Source organism: Bradyrhizobium sp. Kon58, assembly GCF_055807455.1.
On the sequence record NZ_JBVVOT010000511.1, the window covers coordinates 1 to 257 of the forward strand.

Below are 257 nucleotides of genomic sequence, written 5' to 3' on the forward strand. Positions count from 1 at the left end.
GTTTTCAGGACGCCGTGACGGCGTACTGGGGCCAGGCCGGCGGCGCCAGCGACAGCCGCTGGAAATGGCTGGCGGACATGCTCCAGGCTCGGCTGCGCCGCATGGCCGTGGACCAGTTGGGCAACGACGCCGAGCCCCTCAACGTGCTCAGCGCTCTGGCCCGCTGCCCCGACCGGGAAGACCGCGTACGCCAACCATGGCCCGATAAAGCCGTGCACGCCTATACCCTGGAAACCCGCCTGAAACAGGGCAAAAAG

The 257-nt window shown here is 67.7% G+C and carries 1 protein-coding gene; it reads left to right on the top strand.

Going from position 1 to position 257, the window contains the following annotated elements:
- The coding region (locus AC0L20_RS41295; RefSeq protein WP_473295877.1) for a hypothetical protein at positions 1-257 on the top strand (257 nt) is incomplete at both ends.